Annotated in this window: 21 protein-coding genes and 3 pseudogenes; 13 read left to right on the top strand and 11 right to left on the bottom strand. The window is 62.0% G+C overall.

Annotation, left to right across the window (positions count from 1 at the left end):
* Positions 1-114: 114 nt before the first annotated feature.
* Genes ACZ89E_RS09205 through ACZ89E_RS09180 form a run of 6 tightly spaced genes read right to left on the bottom strand, consistent with a single transcriptional unit; the run spans position 115 to position 6196 of the window.
* Positions 115-477, bottom strand: a complete 363-nt coding sequence (locus ACZ89E_RS09205; protein ID WP_149658372.1) for a Na+/H+ antiporter subunit G — start codon at positions 475-477, stop codon at positions 115-117.
* Positions 474-752: a K+/H+ antiporter subunit F gene (locus tag ACZ89E_RS09200; RefSeq protein ID WP_133836076.1), complete on the bottom strand. Its 279-nt coding sequence runs from the start codon at positions 750-752 to the stop codon at positions 474-476. The genes ACZ89E_RS09205 and ACZ89E_RS09200 overlap by 4 nt, the downstream gene beginning before the upstream one ends.
* Positions 749-1237 carry a Na+/H+ antiporter subunit E gene (locus ACZ89E_RS09195; RefSeq protein ID WP_476255435.1) on the bottom strand — a complete coding sequence of 163 codons (489 nt, stop codon included), beginning with the start codon at positions 1235-1237 and terminating at the stop codon, positions 749-751. The genes ACZ89E_RS09200 and ACZ89E_RS09195 overlap by 4 nt, the downstream gene beginning before the upstream one ends.
* Complete coding sequence (locus ACZ89E_RS09190) at positions 1234-2919, bottom strand: monovalent cation/H+ antiporter subunit D (RefSeq protein ID WP_476255434.1); 1686 nt, start codon at positions 2917-2919, stop codon at positions 1234-1236. Before ACZ89E_RS09190 ends, ACZ89E_RS09195 begins: the two co-directional genes overlap by 4 nt.
* Complete coding sequence (locus ACZ89E_RS09185; protein ID WP_007986256.1) at positions 2916-3260, bottom strand: Na+/H+ antiporter subunit C; 345 nt, start codon at positions 3258-3260, stop codon at positions 2916-2918. Before ACZ89E_RS09185 ends, ACZ89E_RS09190 begins: the two co-directional genes overlap by 4 nt.
* The gene (locus ACZ89E_RS09180) at positions 3260-6196 is read right to left on the bottom strand and encodes a monovalent cation/H+ antiporter subunit A (RefSeq protein WP_476255433.1); all 2937 of its coding nucleotides are present in this window, start codon (positions 6194-6196) and stop codon (positions 3260-3262) included. Before ACZ89E_RS09180 ends, ACZ89E_RS09185 begins: the two co-directional genes overlap by 1 nt.
* A 281-nt stretch (positions 6197-6477) precedes the next feature.
* Here ACZ89E_RS09180 and ACZ89E_RS09175 point away from each other — a divergent pair, with 281 nt between their 5' ends.
* Positions 6478-6885: a hypothetical protein gene (locus ACZ89E_RS09175; protein WP_476255432.1), complete on the top strand. Its 408-nt coding sequence runs from the start codon at positions 6478-6480 to the stop codon at positions 6883-6885.
* 31 nt (positions 6886-6916) lie between these two features.
* On the opposite strand, the pseudogene ACZ89E_RS09170 reads toward ACZ89E_RS09175, so the two are convergent.
* A pseudogene (locus ACZ89E_RS09170) lies at positions 6917-7940 on the bottom strand (DMT family transporter).
* Between ACZ89E_RS09170 and ACZ89E_RS09165 the strand changes: the two are divergent.
* The 11 genes and pseudogenes from ACZ89E_RS09165 to ACZ89E_RS09115 all read left to right on the top strand — a co-directional run bounded on the left by ACZ89E_RS09165 (position 7935) and on the right by ACZ89E_RS09115 (position 19090).
* Positions 7935-8498 carry a helix-turn-helix domain-containing protein gene (locus ACZ89E_RS09165; RefSeq protein WP_476255431.1) on the top strand — a complete coding sequence of 188 codons (564 nt, stop codon included), beginning with the start codon at positions 7935-7937 and terminating at the stop codon, positions 8496-8498. The pseudogene ACZ89E_RS09170 and the gene ACZ89E_RS09165 overlap by 6 nt on opposite strands.
* A gap of 158 nt (positions 8499-8656) precedes the next feature.
* Positions 8657-9850 (top strand): SfnB family sulfur acquisition oxidoreductase, encoded by a 1194-nt coding sequence (locus ACZ89E_RS09160; RefSeq protein WP_476255430.1) that lies wholly within the window; start codon positions 8657-8659, stop codon positions 9848-9850.
* Between the two features lie 10 nt (positions 9851-9860).
* Entirely contained in the window at positions 9861-10298 is a 438-nt protein-coding gene (locus ACZ89E_RS09155) for an acyl-CoA dehydrogenase (RefSeq protein ID WP_476255429.1), read from the top strand.
* Positions 10298-11701: an LLM class flavin-dependent oxidoreductase gene (locus tag ACZ89E_RS09150; protein WP_476255428.1), complete on the top strand. Its 1404-nt coding sequence runs from the start codon at positions 10298-10300 to the stop codon at positions 11699-11701. The genes ACZ89E_RS09155 and ACZ89E_RS09150 overlap by 1 nt, the downstream gene beginning before the upstream one ends.
* Positions 11702-11877: 176 nt before the next feature.
* Complete coding sequence (locus ACZ89E_RS09145; protein WP_476255427.1) at positions 11878-12783, top strand: AMP-binding protein; 906 nt, start codon at positions 11878-11880, stop codon at positions 12781-12783.
* Positions 12780-13556: an ABC transporter ATP-binding protein gene (locus ACZ89E_RS09140; RefSeq protein ID WP_476255426.1), complete on the top strand. Its 777-nt coding sequence runs from the start codon at positions 12780-12782 to the stop codon at positions 13554-13556. Before ACZ89E_RS09145 ends, ACZ89E_RS09140 begins: the two co-directional genes overlap by 4 nt.
* On the top strand, positions 13556-14437 hold the full coding sequence (locus tag ACZ89E_RS09135; protein WP_123598352.1) for a branched-chain amino acid ABC transporter permease: 882 nt from the start codon (positions 13556-13558) through the stop codon (positions 14435-14437). The genes ACZ89E_RS09140 and ACZ89E_RS09135 overlap by 1 nt, the downstream gene beginning before the upstream one ends.
* A gap of 4 nt (positions 14438-14441) precedes the next feature.
* Positions 14442-15493 (top strand): annotated as a pseudogene (locus ACZ89E_RS09130) (branched-chain amino acid ABC transporter permease).
* Positions 15494-15518: 25 nt separating this feature from the next.
* A pseudogene (locus tag ACZ89E_RS09125) lies at positions 15519-16860 on the top strand (ABC transporter substrate-binding protein).
* Positions 16861-16863: 3 nt separating this feature from the next.
* Positions 16864-17631 carry an ABC transporter ATP-binding protein gene (locus tag ACZ89E_RS09120; protein WP_476255425.1) on the top strand — a complete coding sequence of 256 codons (768 nt, stop codon included), beginning with the start codon at positions 16864-16866 and terminating at the stop codon, positions 17629-17631.
* 13 nt (positions 17632-17644) lie between these two features.
* Positions 17645-19090 (top strand): FAD/NAD(P)-binding protein, encoded by a 1446-nt coding sequence (locus tag ACZ89E_RS09115; protein ID WP_476255424.1) that lies wholly within the window; start codon positions 17645-17647, stop codon positions 19088-19090.
* A 170-nt stretch (positions 19091-19260) separates the two neighbouring features.
* Here ACZ89E_RS09115 and ACZ89E_RS09110 read toward each other — a convergent pair whose 3' ends face one another.
* The 3 genes from ACZ89E_RS09110 to ACZ89E_RS09100 all read right to left on the bottom strand — a co-directional run bounded on the left by ACZ89E_RS09110 (position 19261) and on the right by ACZ89E_RS09100 (position 20862).
* A complete protein-coding gene (locus ACZ89E_RS09110) occupies positions 19261-19506 on the bottom strand; it encodes a hypothetical protein (protein ID WP_149658357.1) in 246 nt (81 codons plus the stop codon).
* A 142-nt stretch (positions 19507-19648) separates the two neighbouring features.
* The gene (locus tag ACZ89E_RS09105; protein ID WP_476255423.1) at positions 19649-19948 is read right to left on the bottom strand and encodes a phage infection protein; all 300 of its coding nucleotides are present in this window, start codon (positions 19946-19948) and stop codon (positions 19649-19651) included.
* Positions 19949-20121: 173 nt separating this feature from the next.
* Entirely contained in the window at positions 20122-20862 is a 741-nt protein-coding gene (locus ACZ89E_RS09100; RefSeq protein ID WP_463260417.1) for a response regulator, read from the bottom strand.
* Between the two features lie 226 nt (positions 20863-21088).
* Between ACZ89E_RS09100 and ACZ89E_RS09095 the strand changes: the two genes are divergently transcribed.
* Positions 21089-22111 carry an alpha/beta fold hydrolase gene (locus ACZ89E_RS09095; RefSeq protein ID WP_476255422.1) on the top strand — a complete coding sequence of 341 codons (1023 nt, stop codon included), beginning with the start codon at positions 21089-21091 and terminating at the stop codon, positions 22109-22111.
* Between the two features lie 323 nt (positions 22112-22434).
* Here the strand turns inward: ACZ89E_RS09095 and ACZ89E_RS09090 are convergent, their stop codons facing one another.
* A complete protein-coding gene (locus ACZ89E_RS09090) occupies positions 22435-23466 on the bottom strand; it encodes an IS110 family RNA-guided transposase (protein ID WP_463259842.1) in 1032 nt (343 codons plus the stop codon).
* Positions 23467-23587: the final 121 nt, after the last annotated feature.

Raw genomic sequence — 23587 nt, 5'->3', positions numbered from 1 at the left:
AGGCTTCGCGGGCAAGCCGAGCTCCTACGGGTCATGTGTTGAATCACCGACCCCAACCTGTAGGAGCGAGGCTTGCCCGCGAAGAGGCCCGCCCAACCACCAAAAATAGTTGACCTAACCCTGACTTTCGGTCCGCCGACTACTCACCTCCGCCGGCACATCATCCCCGGCCATGCGCTTGCGAAACAACGCCGCCCGCGCCAGCAGCAGCGTGGTCACCGGCACCGTGATCGCCAACAGAATCGGTATCAGCCAGGCATGCAACACCGGCGCGGACTTGAGCGCCGAAAAGTAGATGATCGACGCCAACGCCACGCACCACGCGCCCAGCGTGGAGGCCAGGGCCGGCGGGTGCATGCGCTGGAAGTAATCCTTCATGCGCATCAACCCGACCGCACCGATCAGCGCAAACAGACTGCTGAGCAGCAACAGGATCGCCACCGGAATCTCGATCCACAATGACAGTTCGCCGGTCATTCGATCACCTCGCCACGCAGCAGGAATTTGGCCAGGGCAAACGAGCCGACGAAGCCGAACAGGGCGATCAGCAGCGCTGCCTCAAAGTAAGTGTCACTGGCATAGCGAATGCCCAGGGTCAGCATCATCAGCATGGCGATGATGTACAGATAATCCAGCGCGAGCACCCGATCCTGGGCCGATGGGCCTTTGAACAGGCGGATCAGGGTCAGCACCATCGCCAGGGAAAAGATGAACAGGCTCAGCAGGATCGCGTTCGACAGCAGGGCGCTCATTCGAAGATCTCCATCAAGGGTCGCTCGTAGGTCGTCTTGAAGTGCTCGATAAACGACGCTTCGTCGTCCAGATCGAACACGTGCAGCAACAAAATGCTGCGGTCCAACGCCAGTTCCGACCAGACCGTGCCCGGCACCACCGTGCAGATCATCGACAGCGCGGCCAGGCCATTGGCGTCACGCAAGTCCATCGGCACCTTGATGAACGCCGAGCGCGGTGACCGACGACCAGCGTTGAGCACACCCCAGGCCACCGCAAGATTGGACACCACCACATCGCGGCCGACCACGAAGAACAGCCGCACAATCACCCCAGGCCGCCGAATACGAATCGGTAATGGTCGAAGCTTGCGCATCATCAACGGCGCACAGAACCCGAGCATCGCGCCCAACAGCAGGTTGCCGGGGCTCAGCGACAGGTTCAGCAGCAGCCACAACAGCCACAGTGCCAGGGACAACCACGGTGCCGGAAACAGGCGCTTCATGGTTGGACCTCCGCCATCGCAGCCTTGGCTTCAGGGCTGGGGACCGCGCGGGTGGCGAGCACCGCCATCACGTACTGCTGCGGGTTGTTCAAGGCGTCCGCCGCCGCCTGGGTGTAGCGCAGCAGCGGTTCGGCCTTGAAGGTCAGGGCAATGCTCAGCCCCAGCAGGGCGATGATCGGCACGCATTCAAAATGTCGCAGCAGCGGCGATGGCCGTTCTTCCGGGGTCCAGAAACGCTGGATGCCCAGGCGCGAGAAGGCAATCAGCGAGGCCAGCCCGGACAGGATCAGCAGCGCCAGCAAGCCCCACGCCGCGTTTGAGATCGGCACGTCGCCGCTGTGGCCGATGCCCAACGGATTGAGCAGCGCGCTGAGCAAGCCCAGCTTGCCGATAAACCCGGAGAGCGGCGGCATGCCGATGATCAGCAGCGAGCAGGCGATGAAACTCAAACCGAGGAAGGCCATGGTCCAGGGGATCACCTGGCCGACCACGGCTTTCTGTTCGTCGTCGAGGTTGATGCCTTTGGGTGGTTGCAGGGATTCCATTGGCCGTGGCAGCAGGTCGCCGTCGTCGTACAGCGGCATCTCATTGACCGAACGGGATCGCTCGATCAACTCGGCCAACAGGAACAGCGCACTCAGCGCCAGCGTCGAGCTGACCAGATAGAACAACGCCGCGCCAATCAGGTTCGGCTGGGCGAAACCGATGGCCGACAGCAGAATCCCCGCCGACACCAGAATGCTCAGGCTGGCCATGCGCTCCAGGCGTTGCGCCGCCAGGATCGCCACGGCTGCGCAGACGATGGTCGCCATGCCGCCGTAGATCAGCCAGTCACCGCCAAAGTACGCGGACGCCCCGGCCTGGCCGGAGAACAGCAGCGTCCATAGCCGCAGCAAGGTGTAGACGCCGACCTTGGTCATGATCGCGAACATCGCCGCCACCGGCGCACTGGCCGCGGAATAGGCCGGTACCAGCCAGAAGTTCAGCGGCCACATCCCGGCCTTCGCCAGGAACGCCACCGCCAGAATCGCCGCGCCGGCATGCAACAGGCCGCGATCGGCTTCCGGTACCAGCGGGATTTTCAGCGCCAGGTCGGCCATGTTCAGGGTGCCAGTGACGCCATAAATCAGCGCCGCGCCAATCAGGAACAGCGACGAGGCCAGCAGGTTGATCGAGATGTAATGCAAACCCGAAGACACCCGCGCCCGACCCGAGCCGTGCAACATCAGGCCGTAAGACGCGGCCAGCAGCACTTCGAAGAACACGAACAGGTTGAACAGGTCTGCGGTGAGGAAGGCGCCGTAGAGGCCCATCATCTGAATCTGGAACAACGCGTGGAAGCTTGAACCGGCGCCGTCCCAACGGGCCATGGCAAACAGCAGAGCGCTGACACCGATGATGCCGGTCAGCACCAGCATCATGGCCGACAGGCGATCCACCACCAGCACGATGCCGAACGGCGCCTGCCAGTTGCCCGGCAAGTACACGCCAATGGAACCGGGCACGCCGGTGCTTTGCGTCCATTGCAGCAGCATCACGGAAATGCCCAGCCCGATCAGGCTGGAGCACAGGTTGATCTTGGCTTTCAGCGGGCGGTGTTTCTCGCCAAGCATCAACATGATCGCGGCGGTCAGCAGCGGCAGCAGAATCGGCGCGGCGATCAGGTGCGTCATCGCATTCATTCTTTAGGCTCCCGGCCATCCACATGGTCGGTGCCGGTCAGGCCCCGGGAGGCCAGCAGCACCACCAGGAACAACGCGGTCATGGCGAAGCTGATGACGATGGCGGTCAACACCAGGGCTTGGGGCAGCGGGTCGGTGTAGTGCAGCAAATCCTGGGGCACGCCGTCCTTGATGATCGGCTCCTTGCCGATAAACAGGCTGCCCATGCTGAAGATGAACAGGTTGACGCCGTAGGACAGCAGGCACAGGCCCATGACCACCTGGAACGTCCGTGGCCGCAGGATCAGCCAGACGCCGGATGCCGCGAGGACGCCGATGGCGATTGCGATGACTTCTTCCATCAGACGGCTCCTTTGGCGGCAACGGATCTCGGCAGGCCAGCGGCTTTTGGCTGCGCTGCAGTCTTGTGGCCCCGTACCGATTGGTGGGCGATGGCGGTGAGCATCAACAGGGTCGAACCGACCACCACGGCGTAGACGCCGATGTCGAAGAACAGCGCACTGGCGATGTGAATGTCGCCCAGCACTGGCAGTGCAAAATGCCAGGTGTGCGTGGTCAGGAACGGATACCCGGCTGCCATCGCTCCCAGCCCGGTGACCGTGGCGAACAGCAGCCCGGTGCCCATCCAGCGCAGCGGTCGCAGGCTCATTTGCGCCTCGACCCACTGCGTGCCGGCGACCATGTATTGCAGGATGAACGCCACCGACATCACCAGCCCGGCGACAAACCCGCCGCCCGGCTGGTTGTGGCCGCGCATGAACAGGTAGAACGACACCACCACGGCAATCGGCAGCAACAGGCGCACCAGCACCGCCGGCACCATCATGAAACCGAGGGCGGTGTCGCTGGCCTGGCGCGGGTTGACCAGATCGGTGACCACGTCCGGCGCGAGCAAACGCTGCTGGGCCGGCAATTGCAGGCTTTCTTTCGGTGGACGGAAACGCCGGAGCAGGGCGAACACGGTCAGCGCCACCGCCACCAGCACGGTGATTTCACCGAGGGTGTCGAAGCCACGGAAGTCCACGAGCATGACATTGACCACGTTGCTGCCGCCGCCCTCGGGCAGGGCCCGACTGAGGTAGAACGAGGAAATGTCGTTCGGCGTCTGGCGCGTGAGCATCGCGTAGGCCAGCAACGCCATGCCGCCGCCGACCACGCTCGACAGCAGCAAGTCACGGATACGCCGGATGCGTGCCTTGCGTAGCGTACTCGGCAACGGCGAGACCTCTTCGATCCGCCGTGGCAACCAGCGCAGGCCCAGCAGGATCAGGACCGTGGTCACCACTTCGACCACCAGTTGCGTCAGCGCCAGGTCCGGCGCGGAGAACCAGACGAAGGTCACGCAGGTCATCAGCCCGCACACGCTGACCATGGTCAGGGCGGCGAGACGGTGATACTTGGCCTGCCACGCGGCGCCGAGGGCACAGGCGATCGCCAGCAGCCAGAGGAGCACGAACACGATCGACCCCGGAATCTTCGGCCGGTCGCCCCAGCTCAGGCTGCTGTGGAGCATCGGGATCAGCCCGGCCAGCACGGCGGCGAGCACCATCAGGAACAACTGGGTTTGCAGGCGCTGGGTGCTGATCCGCCGTTCCAGGCGTCGGGCCAGGCGCATCATCACCACCAGGCAGCGCTCGAACAGGCGCTTGCCGTTGAAGCGACCAATCAGCGGCGGGTATTTGAAGCGGCCGCGCTTGAGCTGATTGCGCAGCAGCAGGTAGAGCACGATGCCGCCGGACATGGCGATCAGGCTCATGATCATCGGTGCGTTCCAGCCGTGCCAGATCGCCAGGCTGTATTCCGGCAGCGTACCGCCGACCACGGGCAGAGCCGCCGCCGCGAGCAGCGGACCGACCACTTGTGCCGGGAAAATCCCGACGATCAGGCAGGTGAACACCAGCAGTTCCACTGGCGCGCGCATCCAGCGTGGCGGTTCGTGCGGGGTGTGCGGCAGGTCGGTGGCGGGCGGGCCGAAGAACACGTCGACGGTGAAACGCAGGGAGTAGGCAACGCTGAACGTACCGGCGATGGTCGCCACGATCGGCAAGGCCATCTCGACCCAGGCCGTAGCGTTGATGAAGACAGTTTCGGCGAAGAACATCTCTTTGGAAAGGAAGCCGTTGAGCAACGGCACACCGGCCATCGAGGCGCTGGCGACCATCGCCAGGGTGGCGGTGAACGGGATCAGCTTGATCAGGCCGCTGAGTTTGCGGATGTCCCGGGTGCCACTTTCGTGGTCGATGATCCCGGCGGCCATGAACAGCGAGGCCTTGAAGGTGGCGTGGTTGAGAATGTGGAACACCGCGGCCACGGCGGCCAGCGGACTGTTCAGGCCCAGCAGCAAGGTGATCAGGCCCAGATGGCTGATGGTCGAGTAGGCCAGCAGGCCCTTGAGGTCGTTCTGGAACATCGCGCAATACGCGCCGAGCAGCAAGGTGCAAGCCCCAGCCCCGCCGACGATGTAGAACCATTCTTCACTGCCGGACAGCGACGGCCACAGCCGTGCCAGCAGAAACACCCCGGCCTTGACCATGGTCGCCGAGTGCAAGTAAGCCGAAACCGGAGTCGGCGCCGCCATCGCGTGGGGCAGCCAGAAGTGGAAGGGGAATTGCGCGCTTTTGCTCAAGGCGCCGATCAGGATCAGGGGCAGCAGGATAGGGTAGAGGGCATGTGCGCGAATCAGATCGCCGGCGGCCAGGACCTTATCCAGGTCATAGCTGCCGACCACATGGCCAAGCAGCATGACCCCCGCCAGCAGGCACAACCCCCCGGCACCGGTGACCATCAGCGCCATATAGGCGCCGCGTCGGGCATCGGCGCGGTGGTGCCAATAGCCAATCAACAGGAACGAAAAGAGGCTGGTCAGCTCCCAGAAAAATACGATCTGGATCAGGTTGCCGGAGATCACCAGCCCGAGCATGGCGCCCATGAACGCCAGGAAAAACGCGAAGAACCGCGGCACCGGATCGTCCGGCGACATGTAGTAGCGGGCGTACAGCGACACCAGCGTGCCGATGCCCAGCACCAGCAGCGAGAACAGCCAGGCAAACCCGTCCATGCGCAGGACGAAGTTCAAGCCCAGGCTCGGCAGCCAGAAAAACTCCTCGCGGATCACGCCGCCATGGGCGATTTGCGGGTAAAGGAGGGCGACCTGGATGGTGCCGACCAAGGCAACCAAACCAGCCAACAGCGATTCGGTGTTACGCGCGTTATGTGGCAGCAAAGCCGCGACACAGCTGCCGATAAAAGGCAGAAGCAGTAGAACTATCAGGGACATAGGCTTCTAATCTGCGGAAGTTTGTGATGCATCATACGTGCCGGAAACCGGATCACCAAACGGCAACCTGTGGCAGGATCCTACAAGGTAGGCCGGAACGGCCGGTTTTACAGCATTCAGGAACCAGGTTCGATTCCCCGCTCAGGTTCACTGCAAACCTTTTGGCTACGAATTTATGAGCCCTGACCTGTCAAGTCTGACAGTAGACAGGCTGTGGCTTGCGCTAGTTGAATGGGTTGACTGCCTGTGTATCCAGACGGGCTTATGACAGGAGAATCAACATGTCGAATGAGGAAAAATTCAGAGAATCGTCGGTAGAACCGGTAGAACCATTAGAGGTGATACCTATCGATGAAAAACTTATCCCTCCGTCTATTGATGATAGTTATCTAGAGAAGGGCAATCTTCCGATCAAGTACGTCAAAGAGGGTTATGTATATTCTATTAAGCCTTCAGAACGCGCCGTCGGGCAGGAAGTGCGCCCTTATGTCCACTATGTGACGCATGGTACTTTTTTTGGTTTAAGCGCAGTCATTACCGAGGTAAACCTGGAGGCTACACTGCAATTCAGACGGGGCGGTTTTCTGGCCCCAATCCCAAATGAAAGAGTCGAGCTTTACTTCGTTGTCAAACATCCGGATGGCTCGAAAACTCAGTCGAAAAGTCACGTCTACACCATTGTCGCCTGACAGTTGACAAGTTCCAGCGACGGGCAGGTTTTCAGCCCTGGCTTTCCCGTTGCAATACCTCCTCGGTGTCCGGTTTGCCCCGCGTCTTCAATTCACTGACGATCACCGCCGCCACAATCAACCCCGCCCCCAGCAACGCAATCGCCGGCAACCGCTCTCCGGCAATCCGCCCGACAATCCCGGCCCATACCGGCTCACCGGCATAGATCAACGTCGCCCGGGTCGGCGAAACGCTTTTCTGCGCCCAGTTCATCGCCACCTGGATCGCCGCACTGGCCGCGCCCAAGCCCAGGGCACTGCCCAACAGCAGCCAGGAGAAATGCGGGATCACTTCCTGCGTAGGCACCACCATCAAAAACGCCAGCATCGACGTGACCGCCAGTTGCACCACCGTGACCCGGCGCACATCGACCTGGCCGGCATAGGTGCTGATCAAGATGATTTCAGCCGCAATCGCAACGGTGCTGATCAGCGTGGCAATTTCGCCAGGACTGAAATCCAGCGAAGCTCCCGATGGCCCGGACAACATCATCAACCCGGTAAAGGCCAGCATGATGCCAATGCTCGGCATCAACCCCGGCCGCTTGCCGAAGACCATCCATTGCAGCAACGGCACAAACGGAACATACAACGCCGTAATAAACGCCGACTGGCTGCTGGGAATCGTCTGCAAACCCACGGTCTGCAAGCCGTAACCGAGCATGATCGCCACGCCGATAAAGGACCCGGCCTTGAGTTCCAGCAGGGTCAGCGCCCGCAGGCTGCGCCAGGAAAACAGCAAGACAATGCACGCCGCTGCGGCAAAACGCAGGCCGACGAAGAACATCGGTCCACTGACCGTCATTGCATGCTGCACCAGCAAAAAGGTGCCGCCCCAGACCATGGTAATCAGCACCAGCACGCACTCAGCCTTGCTGAATCGCGAGAAACGGGAGGAGGTGTGGGGAGTGTTCGCCGACGTCATGACCTTGCGCGCTACCTGAGGCGGACGCACAATGCGCCCGAATGTTGCGCAGTATACTGCCCAACCCCACCGAGTGAGCAATATAGTGCACAAAGATTCTCCCCCACGGGCTTCGGTCCTCCAGCACGTCAGCCAGAACGTCAAACGCCTGCGCCACGCCGCCGACATGAGCCAGACCACCCTGGCCGAAAAGTCCGGGGTCAGCCGTCGCATGCTGGTGGCCATCGAGGCCGGCGAGAAAAACGTCAGCCTGACCACCCTCGACCGTGTGGCCGAAGCGCTGGAAGTGGCGTTCAGCGACTTGATCCAGGCGCCGGATGCGCGGGACCCGAGCCGCATCAACGAACTGGCCTGGGCCGGCACGATCCCTGGCAGTAAAGCCGTCCTGCTGTCCAAAGCCACCGCCACCCGCGAAGTGGAACAGTGGGAATGGTGCCTGCAACCGGGGGAAATCTACCCCTCGCAACCGGATGCCGATGGCTGGAGCGAACAGATCTACGTGTTCGAAGGCTGCCTGACCCTGATGCTCGGCGATATGCCCCATGCCATCGCTGCCGGCGAGTTCTATATGTTTGCCAGCAACCAGCCCCATACCTATCGCAATGATGGGGAAGTGGCGGCGCGGTTTGTGCGTAATGTGGTGATCTGACTGTTTACAGGCCAACAGTGGATGAACACTTTGCTGTTTTTAAGCTGCGACTGTTTCTTGGAAAACTCAGCAAGCCTTTGAAATAAAAGGTTTTTAGTTTCAGGCACGACTCCTGCAAAAGGTCTTGGGTATTCACCCGGAACCACGGAGTCGGCCCCATGACAACTTCCCCCAGCACCGCCCATCTCATCCGCTCGGACGCCGAGGCCATCGCCGTCGCGCACAAACTTGCGGCGCGTTTTGCCGTCGAGGCCAGCGTCCGTGACCGCGAGCGACGCCTGCCGGTGGCTGAGCTGGACGAATTCTCCGCCAGCGGCCTGTGGGGCATCACCGTTCCCAAGGCATACGGTGGCGCCGGTGTGTCCTACGTGACTGTCGCCGAAGTGATCAAGATCATTTCCGCCGCCGACTCTTCCCTCGGCCAGATCCCGCAAAACCACCTTGGCGTGCTCGACATCCTGCTGCAAACCGCCACCGAGGAGCAGAAACGCTATTACTTCGGCAAAGTCCTGCAGGGCGTCCGTTTCGGCAACGCCTTCTCCGAATCCAAAAGCAAAAACGCCGGGGCCTTTGAGACCCGCATTCGCTTTGACGAGGACACTGCGCAGATCGACGGCGAGAAGTTCTACTGCACCGGCGCGTTGTTTGCGCACATCGTGCCGGCGGTGGCGGTGGATAAGGACAACAAGGCGTTCATCGCCTTCATCGAGCGCGACAACCCGGGCCTGACCGTGATCGACAGCTGGGACGGTTTCGGCCAGCGCACCACCGCCAGTGGTGGCGTCACCTTGAACGCGGTGAAAGTCCCGCGCAGCGCGGTCATCCCCGCGCACAAAGCCTTCGACGAACCCACTGCCGACGGCCCGATCTCGCAAATCATCCAGGCTGCCGTGGATACCGGCATCGCTGTCGGCGCGCTGGAAGAAACCAAGCGTTACGCCCGCGAATCCCGCCCGTGGATCGACAGCGGTCACGATCACGGCTGGCAAGACCCGTTCAGCATTGCCGCGATTGGCGATCTGGAATGGCGCGTCCACGGCACCGAAGCGATCCTGAAAAAGGCCGGCCAAGCCATCGACGCCGCATTGCTCAACCCCAACGAAGACACGGTCGCCCACGCCTCGGTGGTGGTGGCCCAGGCCAAAGTCCTGTCGGCGGAAATCGCCTTGCTCGCCAGCAGCAAGCTCTTCGAACTGGCCGGCACCCGCTCAGTGCTCGGCAAGTACAACCTCGACCGCCACTGGCGCAACGCCCGGACTCACACCCTGCACGACCCGGCGCGCTGGAAATACCACCTGATCGGCAACTACCTGCTCAACGGCGTGAAGCCCGCGCGCCACGCCTGGAACTGAGGAGCCTCCCATGAATGCCTTGACCCAACCGATTGCTGCCACCGAGCCCCTGGCCAAAAGTCAGCACGACTTGCACAACGCCCGCAGCCTGCTTGATGCAACCCTGCGTTTCGTGCGCCAGCAGACCGAGGCCACGGATGATCCCTACGTCATCAGCCGCTTCGGCGATTTGCACATCCGCATCGAAGTCGCCGCCGCGCTGCTGGAACGCGCCGAAGACTTTTTGAGCAGCGCCGAGGACGACACGGAAATCAGCGTCGCCATCGCCGAGTCGCACCTGGCCAGCGCCGATGCTCTGAATGCCGTGAGCAACGCCGAATTCGAACTCACCGGCCAACGCACCGCGCTGCATGGCTCGCTGCATGATCCGCTGCGCTGGAAACTCCATCTCATCGGCAATTTCCGCCTTAACGGCATCCATCCTCCAAGCTTCAGGAGCGTCGTTTGATGGCCCGTGAAATTCGTCTCAACGCTTTTGACATGAACTGCGTCGGCCATCAGTCGCCGGGATTGTGGGCGCATCCCCGGGATCGTTCCTGGCAGTACAAGGACCTCGAATACTGGACCGATCTGGCGAAGATCCTGGAGCGCGGCAAGTTCGACGGCTTGTTCATCGCCGACGTGCTCGGCATCTACGACGTCTATAACGGCAACGGCGACGCGGCGATCCGCCAGGCGGCGCAGGTGCCGGTCAATGATCCGCTGCAACTGATTCCGCCGATGGCGCTGGTCACCGAACATTTGGGCTTCGGACTCACCGCGTCGCTGTCCTTCGAGCATCCGTATCCATTCGCCCGCCGCCTCTCGACCCTCGATCACCTGACCAAGGGCCGCGCCGGCTGGAACATCGTCACCTCGTATCTGGAGAGTGGCGCAAAGAACCTCGGGCAGAAAAACCAGACCGAGCACGACGCCCGTTACGACTTCGCCGAGGAGTACCTGGAGGTTTGCTACAAGCTCTGGGAAGGCAGCTGGGAGGAGGGCGCGATCCTGCGCGATCGTGAGCGGCGGATCTTCAGTGACCCGAGCAAGATTCATGAGATCCAGCACGTCGGCAAACACTTCCAGGTGCCGGGGATTCACCTGTGTGAGCCGTCGCCCCAGCGCACGCCGGTGCTGTATCAGGCCGGGGCGTCGAGTCGTGGCAAGCAGTTCGCGGCGGAGCATGCCGAGTGCGTGTTTGTTGCGGCACCGTCGAAAGTACTGCTGAAGAAAACCGTGGCCGATATCCGTCGGCGTGCGGCGCAGGCCGGGCGCGATCCGAAGAAGATCCTGATCTTCAACCTGCAAACGGTGATCCTCGGCGAGACCGATGCCAAGGCCAAAGCCAAGTTCGAGGAATACAAAACCTGGGTCAGCTACGAAGGCGCGATGGCGCTGATTTCCGGCTGGACCGGGATTGATTTCAGCCAGTTCAAGCCGGACGAACCGCTCAAGCACGTGCACACCAATGCGATTCAGTCGGCGGTGGAAGCGTTCTCCACGGCGGACCCGAACAAGGTCTGGACCCCGAATGAGTTGGCCGATTGGGTGGGAATCGGCGGGTTTGGCCCGTTGTTTGTCGGCAGCCCCGAGACGGTCGCCGATCTGTTGCAGGAGTGGGTCGAGGAAACCGACGTGGACGGCTTCAACCTGGCTTACGCGCTGACCCACGAAACCTTCATCGACGCCGTGGAATTACTGGTGCCGGAGTTGCAGAAGCGCGGGGTGTACAAGACCGAATACGCGCCGGGGACCTTGCGCGAGAAGTTGTTTGGCGAAGGGCCGCGCTTGCCGGACATCCATCCGGGGGCGGGGTATCGGGATTTGGCGGGGTTGCGGCAGCAGGGGAAGAAAGTGGTGTCGGCGTGATGATCGTTCCCACGCGACCCGTGGGAATGCATCCCGGGACGCTCCGCGTCCCCAGCTCCAACAACGGACGCAGAGCGTCCATGGCGGCATTCCCACGCAGAGCGTGGGAACGATCAAATGAAGAGCCAGCCCAGCGGATCACCGCACGCTTTTGCCCATGAACAGGAGGTCACCCCATGAGCGTGCACGAACTCAAGCGTCCGCCCACCGCGGACAGCGCCGAATGGCAGGTCAAGGCGCCCCAGGCCCTGGAGCAGTTGCGCCACTGGGGCCAGGTCAGTCCGTTGCAAACCGCGTTGCGCCACAAGCGCCACGGCCAGTGGTTTGTCTGGCGCTGGATCGATGCGTTGCGCGATGTCGAGCGCCTGGCCGATGGCTTGCGCCAGCAAGGCTTTACCGAGGACTCGCGACTGGCCCTGAGCGGTGCTTTCGAGCCGGATCTGTTGCTGCTGGCGCTGGCTGCCCGGCATGTCGGCGGCGAAGTGCTGACGCTGCCCGACACCCTCGACCCCGAGTCACTGCACAAAGCGCTGTGGCGCAGCCGTCCCACCCACGCCTTTATTCAAGGACGACAAACCCGACAACTGTGGCTCAACCACGGCCAATCCCTGTTGAATTTCGCCGAACTGCTCGGCCCGGTGGAACCGCCGCAACGCCTGCGCCTCAGCCTCTCCGGCGCCCAGCTCTGGAGTGAAGAGGGCACCGAATGGCAAGACGGCCTGACGGTGGTGCTGGATCAATGGCTGGCCAGCGGCCAAGCCCTGGCCTTCCCGGAAAGCCCCGGCAGCGCCAGCCGCGATCGAAGGGAAGTGGCGCCGTCCGGGTTGCTGCTGTCCGCCGAACGCCTGCAACGCCTGGCCGATGAAATCGAAAGCCGTCTGGCCCCACCAAACACCTGGCGCCGACGCCTCTGCGACTGGGCCATCGCCCACCCGGAAAAACCGCTGCAACACCTGATCAAAAACCGCGTTCGCCGGCTGCTGGGCTTTCACAACCTGCATTTCATCTGGCAAGCCACCCGCAGCCCCGACGCCCCATCCGCGCCGACCTGGCTCGCCGAATTCAAACGGGATATCGCATGAGCTCGACCGATTCCATCCTGCAAGTCAGCGGTATTTCCCTGTCGTTCAAAGGCGTGAAGGCGATCAACGAGTTGTCCTTCGACGTACGCCGGGGCGAGATCTGCGCGCTGATCGGCCCCAACGGCGCCGGCAAGAGCTCGTTGCTGAACGTATTGAACGGCGTGTACCCGTTCGATGCCGGTTCGATTGTTTTCGAGCAACAGTCCTTCAAACGCATCGACCCGCTGACCGCCGCCCGCCGGGGCATCGGGCGCACGTTCCAGAACAACGCGCTGTTCAAGAAAATGAGCGTGATCGACAACATCCTCACCGGCCTGTCCCGGCACCTGCGCAGCAGCTTCATCGAACAAGCCCTGAACTTGCCCCGCGCCCGGCGAGAGGCGCAGGACTTCCGCCATCAAGCCCAGGGCATTCTCGAATTTCTGGAACTGCAGGCCCACCGCGATGTGCCGGTGGGCAATCTGTCCTATGGCCTGCAAAAGCGTGTGGAACTGGGCCGCGCCTTGATCGCCGGCCCGCGCCTGTTGCTGCTCGACGAACCCATGGCCGGTATGAACGCCGAAGAGAAGCAGGAAATGTCCCGTTTCATCGCCGACATCAACCGCGACCTCGGCACCACGGTGGTGTTGATCGAGCACGACATGAGTGTGGTCATGGGCCTGTCCGACCATGTCGTGGTGCTGGATTACGGACGCAAGGTCGGCGACGGCACGCCCGCGCAAGTGCAGGCCGATCCCGACGTGATCGCGGCGTATCTGGGAGTGGTGCACTGATGACGTTCTTCTTCGAAACCCTGCTCGGCGGCTTGCTCGCCGGCACCATGTATTCCCTGGTCGCCATTGGTTTTGTGCTGATCTACAAGGCCAGCGGCGTGTTCAATTTTGCCCAGGGCTCGATGCTGCTGTTCGCCGCGCTGACCTTTGTCAGCCTGCATGACCAAGGGGTGCCATTTGCGTTGGCGCTGTTGTTGACGGTGCTGGTGATGATCATCGGCGCGCTGTTGATCGAACGGCTGGTGCTGCGGCCCTTGGTCAACCGTTCTCAAATCACCTTGTTCATGGCCACGCTGGGGCTGTCGTTCATCATCGAAGGCCTGGCCCAGGGCTTGATGGGCTCGCAGGTGCGGGCGCTGGACCTGGGCATCGACGACGTACCGATTTTCATCGGCGGGATGATGGTCAGCCAGTTCGACCTGATCGCCGCCGCAGCCGCCATCGTGCTGGTGACGGTGCTGGCGCTGCTGTTCAACAAGACCCGGATCGGCGTGTCCCTGCGCGCCGTGGCGGATGACACCACTGCGGCGTTGTCGATCGGCATCAACCTCAACCGTATCTGGCAGATCGTCTGGGCCGTGGCCGGGGTGGTCGGGCTCGTCGCCGGGCTGCTCTGGGGCGCGCGGCAAGGGGTGCAGTTTTCCCTGTCGCTGGTGGTGCTCAAGGCCTTGCCGGTGTTGATCATCGGCGGCTTCACCTCGATTGGCGGGGCGATTGTCGGCGGGTTGATCGTCGGTGCGGCGGAGAACCTCGCCGAGGTCTACATCGGCCCCTTGATCGGCGGCGGCATCACCCCGTGGTTCGCTTACGTCCTGGCCCTGGCCTTCCTCTACATCCGTCCCGCCGGCCTGTTCGGCGAGCGCGCCATCGAGCGAGTCTGAACCCATGTCGATATCCCTTGCCCGTGAAACCGCGCCGTCGGTGCTGGTCCAGCGTCGTGTGCCATTCGGCTTGCTCGGCCTGTTATTGATCGCGTTTGTCATCGTGCCGCTGACCGGTAACGACTATTGGCTGAACGCAATCCTGATCCCGTTCCTGGTGCTGTCCCTGGCCGGGCTCGGCCTCAATTTGCTCACCGGTTATACCGGCCAGACCTCGGTCGGCGCGGCCGGGTTTATGGCGGTCGGCGCGTTTGCCACTTATGGTTTTCTGCTGCGCTTGCCTGAATTGGGTTTGCCGGTGGCGCTGCTCGGCGGCGGCTTGATCAGCGCTGTGGTGGGTTTCGTGTTTGGTTTGCCGAGTTCGCGGATCAAAGGTTTTTACCTGATGGTCACCACGTTGGCCGCGCAGTTCTTCCTCGAATGGCTGTTCGTCAAATTCCCCTGGTTCTACAACTACGGCTCATCCGGGACGATTTCCGCGCCGAAACTGGCGCTGTTCGGCCATGACCTGAACACGCCGGTCGGCCGTTACTGGCTGACCCTGACCACCGTGCTGCTGTTGACCTGGGTCGCGGTGAACCTGGTGAAAAGCCAGATCGGCCGCAACTGGATGGCGATCCGCGACATGGACACCGCCGCTGCGGTAATCGGCATCCCGGTGGTGCGCTACAAACACCTGGCGTTCGCCGTCAGCTCGTTCTACCTCGGCATCGCCGGGGCGCTGTGGGCCTTCGCGTATCTGGGCACCGCCAGCGCCAGCAGCTTCGATATCAATCGCTCGTTCCAGATCCTGTTCATCATCATTATCGGCGGCATGGGGGCAGCATCGCCGGCAACTTCGTCGGCGCGGCGTTTATCAGCCTGCTGCCGATCCTGCTCAGTCACGCCGGGCAAGCGTTGTTCGGTGGTTCGGTGGATGCCGGGCAACTGCAAAACCTGCAAAAAATCATCTTCGGCGTGCTGATCATTCTGTTCCTGATCAAGGAACCGGAGGGCTTGATCCGCCTGCTGGGTAACCTTCGTGAACGGCTGCGCCACTGGCCGCTGCGCTTCTGAATTCCTGACTGATTAGAGAGACAACATGCGTACATCCTTGAAACGTTCCTTGCTCGGCGCGGCCCTGACACTGGCAGTGTTCAGCAGTACGGTGCCGCTGGCCCAAGCCTCGCCGGACCAGCAATTCTTCCCTTTGGCCACCTACCGCGTCGGCGCCTACGCCTCCAGCGGCGTGCAGGTGTGGGCCGGGATGCTCGATTACCTGAACTACATCAACGAGGTGGAAGGCGGGATCAATGGCGTGAAACTGGTCTGGCAGGAATGCGAGACCGAGTGGACGGCGGAGAAGGGCATCGAGTGCTACGAGCGCTTCAAGAACGGCCTGGACGGCGCGCCGGTGGCGATCTATTCCCCCAACGGCGCCCCGGCGGCGTATGCCCTGAGCGAGCGGGCCGAGGTCGACAAGATCCCGCTGATCACCCTCGGCTACGGTCGCACCGAAGCCACCGACGGCACGGTGTTCCCCTACAACTTCCCGGTGATGCTGACCTTCTACAGCGAGGCCTCCAGCCTGATCAACTACATCGCCCAGCGCGAGGGCGGCTTCGACAAACTCAAGGGCAAGAAGATTGCCACGGTCTACCACGACTCGGCTTACGGGCGCGAAACCCTGGGGCCGCTGAAACTGTTGGCTGAGAAGTACGGCTTCGAGAACATCCAGATTCCGGTCGCGGACCCGGGCAACGAACAGTCGTCGCAATGGCGGCAGATTCGCCAGGTCAACCCGGATTGGGTGTTCCTGCGCACCTGGGGCGTTTCCACGCCAGTGGCGGTCAAGACCGCTGCCCGTTTCGGCTTCCCGGTGGACCATATCGTCGGCGACATCTGGGCCAGTTCCAGCGAAGACGTATTGCCCGCAGGCGCCGCCGCCAAAGGTTATCTGGCGCTGACGCCATACCCGGCCGGCACCGATTTCGAGATCCACAAACGGCTCAAGCAATACATCCTCGACAAGGGCAAGAGCGACCTCAAGGATCTGAAGAATTTCGGCAGCGTCTACTACAACTCCGGGCTGGTGAACGCGGCGGTGATGGTCGAAGCGATCCGCACCGCCCAAGGCAAATTCGGCAAGCGCCCGCTGAATGGCGAGGAAGGGCGCTGGGGCCTCGAGCACTTGAACATCGACGATGCGCGGCTCAAGGACATGGGCTACTTCGGGCTGATGCAGAACCTCAAGTTGTCCTGCAAGGATCACGAGGGCGGCGGTTCGGCGCGGGTGCAGCAGTGGGATGGCGCCAACTGGACGCTGATCAGCGACTGGATCCCCGGCGGATCGCGCCTTGCTGCGGCCGTTGATCGATGAAAAATCCGCAGCGTTCGCCAAGGAAAAAGGCCTGACGCCACGCACCTGCACCGGGGATGAATAAGCCATGAGCCACGCCGCCAGCGACATCGCCGCCCATGACCTGTTGCAGGTCAAGGACATCGAAGTGATCTACGACGGCGCGATCCTGGCGGTGGCCGGGGTCTCGCTGTCAGTGCCCAAGGGTGGCATCGTTGCGTTGCTCGGGGCTAACGGCGCCGGTAAAAGCACCACGCTCAAGGCTATTTCCGGGCTGGTGCGGGCCGAGCGGGCAGAGGTCAGTCGCGGCAGCATCGCGTTTTTCGGGCGCGATCTGGACGGGGTTGATCCGAGCGTGCGGGTGAGCCTGGGCATGGTGCATGTGCTGGAGGGGCGGCACGTATTCCCGCAACTGACGGTGGAGGACAACCTGCGCAGCGGAGGGTTTGTCCGGCGTTTGAGCCGCCAGGACATGGCCCGGGACCTGGAGCGCATCTACGCCTGGTTCCCAAGGCTGAAAACCAAGCGCAAGACCCAGGCCGGGTTGACCTCCGGTGGCGAGCAGCAGATGGTCGCCATCGGTCGGGCGCTGATGACGCGTCCTACTTTGGTACTGCTTGATGAACCTTCCATGGGTTTGGCGCCTATTATCGTCCAGGAGATTTTCGAGATCGTCGCCCAGCTCAATCGCGACGAGCAGGTGAGCTTCCTGATTGCCGAGCAAAACATTAATGTGGCGCTCAAGTACGCGTCCCAGGCTTATGTGCTCGACACGGGGCGGGTGGTGTTGTCCGGCAGCGCTGAAGAGCTGCTGGCTCGGGGCGATTTGCACGATTTCTATTTAGGCAAACACTGACCGTGAGAATGCGATGAACCAAACCCCCAGCGGACAGGCGACCGACGCCATCCGCCATGCAGACATCCTGATCATTGGCGGCGGGCTCAGCGGCGCGATGCTGGCGGCGCAGTTATTGCGTTTGCCCGGCCAGCGGTCGTTGCTGGTGATCGAACCCCGCGCGGAACTGGGCCGGGGCGAGGCGTACAGCGCGGTCGAGTTGGGCCACACGCTGAACGGCAACGCGGCGCGGATGAGCGTCGACCCGGACAACGCCGATGACCTGACCCAATGGCTGACGGATTACATCGCGGCCGGTGGCTGGCCGGAGTCGGACCAGCAGCATGTGCCGATCAGCGAGTTGTTCCCGCCTCGGGGGATTTTCGGCTTGTACGTGCAGCAGCGGTTGGCGGAAGCACAAGCGGTGGGGGCGGTGAACGGTTCTTCGGTTGAGCATGTACGGGCGGAGGTGGTGGATCTGCAAACCATCGACGATTCCGTGCGACTGACCTTGAGCGACGGTCAACGCTTGCAGGGCGCGTTTGCGGTGCTGGCCACGGGGATGTTCCCTGCCGCACGCACGCCGCAGACCGAGTCCAGCGGTTTGAACGCGGCAGCGCTGGACCCATGGGATGTGGCGGCCATGCGGCAACTCGATCCGCAATCCACGGTGCTGATCATCGGCTCGGGCCTGACCATGGTCGACGCGGTGGTGTCCCTGGAACAGGCCGGGCATCGCGGGCCGATCGAAGTGTTTTCCCGGCATGGGCTGCTGCCGCATGTCCGGCGTCAGCCACCGGCGTGGGTGGATTTTCTGGCCGAGGATCACAGCATTCGAACCCCGCGCCAGTTGGTGCGCGAGTTGCGCCGGCATTGCCGGGACGCTATCGCCCAAGGCATCGACTGGCAATCGCCGCTCGACACGGTGCGGGCGCATATCGGCCGGTTATGGAATCAGGCGACGGACGCGCAACGTCGGCAGTTTGTGCGGCATGTGCGGCCGTGGTGGGAAAGTCATCACCATCGCTCGCCGCCGTTGAGCGCGGAACTGGTGGAACGGCTGCACGGGGAAGGGCGGTTGCGGATTCAGGCGGCCTCGTTCAAGGGGCTGGAACCTTCGCTGAACACTGAAGTGAGGATTCGCATTCGGCGCCGTGGCGAAGCGGAAACCGTGGTGGTCAGCGGCGCGGCGCTGATCAACTCCAGTGGCATCGAATACGACTGGCGGCGAGTCGCGCGTCCGTTACCGCAGCAGTTGCTGGCGCGTGGGCTGATCAAACCGGGACCGTTGGCGCTGGGGATTGCGGCGGCGGTGGATGGTGCGGTGCTGGACGCCGACGGGCAGGTCGCCCAACGGCTGTTCGCCATGGGCCCGCCGTTGCGGGGCATGTGGTGGGAGAGCACGGCGGTGACGGATGTGGCGAGCCAGGCGAAGGCGTTGGCAATGCGGCTGGCGGAAGACACAAAAAAACTCTCATAAGAGAGTTCTGAAATAAATGAGTACTTGTGGCGAGGGGGTTTACCCCCGTTCGGCTGCGAAGCAGTCGCAGAACCACGCAACTCGGTGTCACATGAAAAAAAGCAGGGGGCCGCTGCGCGACCCAACGGGGGCAAGCCCCCTCGCCACAAAAGCCCCCTGTTATACGAGACTCAAGCATCAATCCGCTGATACTTCGAACCGAACTCAGGACGGTTTTCCGCGACGTAGAGTTTGGCTTGCTCGGCGTTCTGTTGCAGGTTGACGCTGCCTTTGCGTTCAGTGTCGATGCCGACGGTGTTGACGTTCTGGCTGGCTGGATGGCCGACTTTCACGGCGGCAACGGCTTGTGGTGCTGCGTAAGCCGACGTGGCGCCAAGGACGGTAAGGGCGAAGGTAAGACCGATGAGGCTTTTCATGATGTTGCTCCAGAGAGTGGGAAGAAGTTGTCGCCACTCTAGTGCTGGAGCGTGGCGATGAAAAAACACCATTAGGCATAGTCGATATCGAGAGCGTTGATCCCGCGTGTCACCCCCGTGGGAGCAGGCCTGGTCCCACCGATCAATAGCGCTGATATTTCGAACCGAACTCCGGACGGTTTTCCGCCACCACCAAACCGCCGCACACTGCGTTGCTCGGGCTGATCAGCGCAACCCTTTCGCGCAGTTCCTGCAAACGATCGGCACCACCTTCGGCCACGCGATTCTGTTGCAGCCGATCCGAACCGCCTTGGGCCAGCAGTGGCTGAGTCGGGGTTTGGGACACGGTTGGGGTGTTGGCCGAAGCCAGGTTCGACAGACCGAGGCCGCCAACCAGTGCCAGACCGAGTGCCAGGGACGAGACTTTCGAGAAATTGAGCATGGGTGATTCTCCGTGGGTTTAAGTTGAGTGAGTCAGTAGCGCCGAGTGGGTCAGTGCTATCGGGTGGTCACAGTTAAACGCCAGGGTGTATCGCTGATGTGTGCTGCAACGCCGCGAAATCGGTGGATTCGTATCTGGCGCGGGTGCTTATACAGACGGATACAAAACGCCCTTCATGACGGCTCGCCGAGCAATTCCACCGGATAGGAGAACACGTAGCCTTCGCTGCGCACGGTCTTGATGTAGGTCGGTTCCCGGGAGTCATCCAGCAGCCGCTGGCGCAGCCGGCTCACCAGCAAATCGATGGAGCGGTCGAACAGGTCGGCATCGCGGCCCTGGGTCAGGTTGAGCAACTGGTCACGGCTGAGCACCCGTTGCGGGTGGTCGAGGAACACACGCAGCAGGCGGTATTCGGCGCCGCTGAGGGCGACCATGGTGTCGTCTTCGTCGAGCAAGTGGCGGGCGCTGGTGTCCAGGCGCCAGCGGCCAAAACCCAGGAGGCGGCCGGTTTCGGTGATCAGCAGGTTCGGTGGCAACATGCGGGTGCGGCGCAGCACGGCGTTGATCCGCGCCAGCAGTTCGCGGGCAGCGAAGGGTTTGGTCAGGTAATCGTCGGCGCCCATTTCCAGGCCGAGGATGCGGTCGGTTTCATCGTTGCGGGCGGTGAGCATCAGGATCGGCGTGGCTTTGTGCTTGCCCGAGCGCAATTCGCGGCACAGCACCAGGCCGTCGTCGCCGGGCATCATGAGGTCGAGCACGATCAGGTCGACCTGATTGGTTTCCAGGAAATGCCGCATCTGCCGGCCGTCGGCGACCACGGTGGTGCGCAGGCCGTTTTTCTTCAGGTAATTGCCGACCAGTTCACGGATCTCGCGATCGTCGTCGACAATCAGGATGTGGTTCACATGTTCCATTGCCCAACCCTCTTGTTATTCGCACGTTGGCATTCTAGGGAGCGACGGTCGGCTTGCCCATGGGCTTTGTATCGCACTGTATCCAGAGCCCTGTTTGACACCTTGCGCCTTAATAAACGGGCTTTTACGACACATGGCAGATACCTCGGGGCGGTTCAATGGGATCCATCGAGCCAAGGCGACTGACCTCGCAACGCTCTTCACTGGCAACCCTGAGGAAATCACCATGACCTGGAACACACTCGCTACAGCCAGTCTCTTCGCGGTCCTGAACGTTGCAGCCTTTTCGGCCCATGCCGATGTTAAAACCACTGAGCCCGTGGCGGCCAGCGCCAGCACCCTCAAAGCCGACCCGTTCGGCGCGTTGAAGCACGTCAATGCCGGGTTGCTGAACGTGGCGTACGCCGAGGTTGGCCCGGCGGACGGTCCGGTGGTGATTCTGCTGCACGGCTGGCCCTACGACATTCACAGCTACAGCGCCGTGGCGCCGTTGCTGGCGGCCAAGGGTTACCGGGTGTTGATCCCCTATGCGCGCGGCTACGGCGATACGCATTTCCTGTCGGACAAGACCCCGCGCAACGGCCAGCCCGCTGCGTTGGCCAGTGATGTCATCGACTTCATGGATGCGCTGAAGATCAAGAAAGCCGTGCTGGGTGGCTACGACTGGGGTGCGCGCTCGGCGGACATCGTCGCGGCGCTGTGGCCGGAGCGGGTTGAGGCGTTGGTGGCGGTGAGTGGCTACCTGATCGGTAACCAGGCCGCAGGCAAGAATCCATTGCCGCCCAAGGCCGAATTGCAATGGTGGTATCAGTTCTACTTCGCCACCGAGCGCGGCGAGGCCGGTTACGCGAAGAACCGCCACGACTTCGCCAAGCTGATCTGGCAAACCGCCTCGCCAAAATGGTCCTTCGACGACGCCACCTTCGACCGCAGCGCGTCGGCGCTGGACAACCCGGATCATGTGGCGATCACGGTATTCAATTACCGCTGGCGCCTGGGTATCGTCCAGGGCGAACCGCAATATGAAGCGCTGGAACAGCGACTGGCCAAGGCGCCCAACATCAGCGTGCCGACCATCACCCTGGAGGGCGACGCCAACGGCGCACCGCACCCGGCAGCCGAAGATTACGCCAAGCGTTTTACCGGCAAGTATGAGTACCGGTTGATCAATGGCGGTATCGGCCACAATTTGCCGCAGGAAGATCCGCAGGCCTTTGCCAAAGCGGTGATTGATGCGGATCACCTGTGACGCATTAATCGTTCCCACGCTCTGCGTGGGAATGCCTCGACGGACGCTCTGCGTCCGTATATGGACTCCTCCTCGTTGGGAAGCTTCCTTCGCTTTGGCGCCCGTGCCGACTGCACACGTATATTCGGCCTCTGGATACAGCATCGTTTCGATGCAGGGCCATGATGGGCTATTCGCGCGCCGGCTCCCAATCGCTTCTACGTGCTTCGCGCACTTGGACGCTTGAGGGGTTTGCCGACGCCGGTTCGACCGGTTTGCCATCGTTAGGGTTGCTTCGCAATCGTGGTAGGCAGTTTTTACTCGTTGGCGTTTAAGTCTGTGGGTCAGGCTGCGGCCCTGTCCGGTTGGTAATCAGTGTCATTGCGCAGCATTGCCCAAGCCATGCGTGCAGTTTTGTTGGCCAGCGCGATAGCGGCCACATTGGGATGTGATCGCTCGGCCAAACGGACGGCCCACTGGCTGAGCCGGTCGTCTTTGGATTTGGCCGTGCGCAGTGCTGATCGAGCACCATGGACCATCAACGTTCGCAAATAGGCATCTCCTCGTTTGCTTATGCCAAGTAATCGGTCCTTTCCGCCAGAACTGTGTTGTCTGGGTGTCAGCCCTAGTGAGGCCGCCAATTGTCGGCCATTGGCAAACTGGCGGGCATCACCGATAGCGGCGATGAGCGCGGTAGCGATCATTGGGCCTACACCGCGTAACTGCTGCAAGCGGACGGCCGTTGGTTCACTTGCCGCGATTGCAGATATCTCGCCATTGAGTTCGCTCACGCGCTCGTCAAGTGCGCGTAGGTCGTCCCACAAGCCATTCAGCAGACGACGAAAGCGTGCCGTCAAACCGTTATCTGCATCTTCCAGCCAGCAAGGTATTGCGCGACGCAGCATCAGTAATTCCTTCGGCGCAACGAGGCCGTACTCGGCGATCAGCCCACGAATCTGATTGGCTTTGGCCGTGCGCTGTTCGATTAAGCCGGCCCGGATGCGATGCGTCGCCTGAATATCCTGTTGTTCGATGGTCTTGACGGCGACGAAGCGCATGCTGGGGCGGCTCATGGCTTCGCAGATCGCCTCGGCATCGTTGGCGTCGTTCTTGTTGCTCTTGACGTACGGTTTGACGAACTGCGGCGCGATCAGCTTCACCCGAAATCCGCGTGCTTGTAGTTGCCGCGCCCAATGGTGCGCACCACCGCAACTTTCCATGCCGATCTCACAGCCGGGTTCGATCTTTTCCAGCACCGTTTGCAGCCAGCGATCGCGCGATAAACGCTGCCGCCAGACGGGTAGCTCATGACAATCCACGCCGTGGATCTGAAACACGTTCTTGGCCAGGTCGACCCCAATTCGCATAAGCTTCATGTGTGGACTCCTTCTCACCGTTGACTGTGGTTCGCACTTTCAGTCTGGCACTCAAGATGCCGAAGTGAGGAGGAGTCCATCCCATTGCTTCTGGGACGCGGAGCGTCCCGGGCTGCATTCC

The organism is Pseudomonas sp. TE3899, assembly GCF_056279105.1.
This window is presented reverse-complemented; position numbering and strand designations above follow the sequence as displayed.